General features: G+C 47.8%; 1 protein-coding gene and 2 pseudogenes. 1 reads left to right on the forward strand and 2 read right to left on the reverse strand.

From position 1 onward, the window contains the following. Window positions 1-435: 435 nt before the first annotated feature. Window positions 436-618, forward strand: a pseudogene (locus FDW94_RS00380) (hypothetical protein); the annotation flags it as partial. Window positions 619-736: 118 nt separating this feature from the next. Here the strand turns inward: FDW94_RS00380 and FDW94_RS00385 are convergent. Both FDW94_RS00385 and FDW94_RS00390 read right to left on the reverse strand, forming a co-directional pair. Continuing rightward, window positions 737-1498, reverse strand: coding sequence for a TraX family protein (locus FDW94_RS00385; RefSeq protein ID WP_249358200.1), 762 nt, complete (start codon window positions 1496-1498; stop codon window positions 737-739). A gap of 820 nt (window positions 1499-2318) precedes the next feature. Beyond that, a pseudogene (locus FDW94_RS00390) lies at window positions 2319-2656 on the reverse strand (hypothetical protein); the annotation flags it as partial.

The raw sequence follows: 2656 nt of genomic DNA on the forward strand, positions 1-2656 counted from the left end.
CCCCACCACTGAAAAGCGCCGCCGCCCCGGCCTAAGGCCGGGAACAACATCGCTTTTAATGCTGGATGATGTAACTAAACTTTTGAGTGGCTGCGAGTGGTTCTGCCTGGAAGTTTTGTGTAACACGCCCGTAAGCGGCCCTGCGGCCCGCGTAACGCGGAGATACGCCCCGGCTGCGGCGTCGCCTTGCCGTGACCACTCCGACGGCGTACATCAGCTCCAGAGCCGTCTGACAGCGGATTTAGGCTTTGCAGGAGGGAGGGGGTTAATAGCGATCTTCTATCGATCAACCGGCTACGCCGGGCTACGGCGCCATTTAACTACAGAACCACCAGAGGCATCAGCTGGCGCCTTATATGCGCTTCGCGCATGCTGATTAACATAATTTATTCAGCCTGCGTATAATTCAGGGTGGATAACATTATCAGGACCACTATGTCAGCTAACGGAAAAAATGAGAAAACCGCGCACCTGGTCTGGTGTGCCATGATTGCTCTTCGTCTGGCCCGTCAGGATGGGCGCGTCCAGTCTGAGCAGCAGGAGAATCTGTTTCTTGTCCGCTGGTTCGCCGACGCAGAACGCCAGCGCCGCTTTTCCAGGGACGTCGCCTCCGATATCAGCTGCTCGACATTAATGCTAATGTATGCGTACATTAGCATTAATGTTAAAACTGATTACTATTCAACGTAAGGTATGACGCTGATCCTCTCCATTTCCAGAAAAAACTGACTGTTCGTCAGGTTCCTATGATAATGGCGACCAAAAGATGGCCAGTATAGGCAAAGTAGAAAAAGCGAGATGGCATAAATCGCGCGCATTCGTCAGAACAGAGACTGACTGCCAGTGATACCACTGTCACGGGTAACAGCAGCGTCGGCAGAGTGGCAAACAGCAGGATGTCTGCGGGCTGACTCATTATATGCGAAATACCATTCAGGCTGCAGAGCGACAGTATGGACACGACAATGCCGGCCCGGTACATCCCATGAGTCTTTCCTGAGTAAACGAGCACCAGTCCTATTGCCAGCATGATCCCAGGCAAACCGTAACTTGCTGGTTGCAGTGGCCACACCATTAAGCACAGAAGTAGTACACCAGTGAGTATTCCTTTTCTTCCGTACCGGTAATTCAGGGCAAGCAGCTGCGTCACGCCAGCGAATACAAATAAAATGTTCAGCGCATACCACGGCTGATGATGCTGAAAAGCGAGAAAAAACACCGGTTGTGTGATAAATGCCCATACCCACAGCCTGTTTGCTCTTTTCTGAAGACGTTCTGGTGTGCGTTGTACGTTCATAGCCCAGATAAGCGTGAACAGAGGAAAAGCCATCCGGCCGAAGGCATACAGGAGAGGTTCGGGTCTTGCAAGGAATAGTGTGTTTGCGTGATCCACAAACATAGCTATTAGTGCGGCCAGCTTCACTAAATCCAGGGCTGCCGGATTCAGTACATCTGGAAACAGGGGAATTGAGAGCATCTTGTGATTTAGATTTTTCATATGCGGGTTCATTTGGTGTATTTTCATGTTTGCAGGAACTGTTAATCCAGTTCTGTACCCAAAGCCAGAAAGGACGCCCAGTTTGTAATGTCACTTTCACTTTTAACCTTTCAAGAATTTTACGGACCGCAAACTCAGTTTTATCCCGTAATAATCTCATTGCACCAAGACGGTCATTGTTCTTAATGCAAATATCTAACATATGAAAATCGTTCATTATCTTCACTCCCTGAATTTATCATCATCTGCAGAAATAAATTATAAGCATGGTGAACACAGGTATTTATCAGATAATATCACAGTATTAAAAAGTGTTTTCTAAACAAAACCTTAATTAAAATTAAGTGTTAAAAACAATTAATAAATCATAAGCTAAATTAGATATATCAGATATTACTCATAACATTTCTCTCTGCTAAACTATTTATTATTTTTGATTTTTTCGCCATATCTAGGGCTCAGTCTGTGACGAGGCATTCCCCTTCGCCATACTGTTGACCCAATCCTGAAACGCTGGGCTGGATTTATATTTATAACGCTCTGTTGGATAAGCCTGAATAACTACAAAACCTGACGTGTTATCACACTGCCATAGCTTTAGTTTTTTCCTGGAGCTGTAAACCGTGAAGTATTTTATTGCTTATGATACCTGATTAGCCAGCGAATATTTTCAATACCGGGTCAGTTCCCGCACTGCCTGCAGAATCTAAACGTACAGTCGACTCATTGTCTTTATTATTTCCCACTCATTATCTTTTTCAATGTGCACTAAATCATACTCACTGAATTTCCCCCCTGAATCAGCGCCAACTCCCCTTCACTATCGCTCTAACCCCTTCCAGACAGTGACCGTGACCAGATGCTCCGCCACCTCCCGCCCCGTGTAACCGGCCAGGAACTCCACTGCCCGGGCACCCGCGTCACGGGACAGCGGACTGCAGAACCCGAATCCATCCGTCATCAGGAGCCACTGCAGACGTTCAGTCCAGCTCTCGCCGGGTTTGCGGACCGGCGAAAACACGATCTCCGTCAACTGTTCGCGGTTACAGTACAGCTGTAACCGTTCCAGTTCGTCCAGAAGGCTATTCAGTTCGCGCCGTTCATATTCTTCCTGACTCATCAGCGGCCAGCGGATAAGGCGGATGAGGCGGGAAGCCT

It is taken from the genome of Citrobacter sp. wls757, assembly GCF_005280935.1.
GTDB lineage: Bacteria > Pseudomonadota > Gammaproteobacteria > Enterobacterales > Enterobacteriaceae > Citrobacter > Citrobacter portucalensis.

Coding starts and splice junctions, on each gene's coding strand:
- FDW94_RS00385 (WP_249358200.1), bottom strand. CDS start 1,498: ATGAAAAATCTAAATCACAAGATGCTCTCAATTCCCCTGTTTCCAGAT.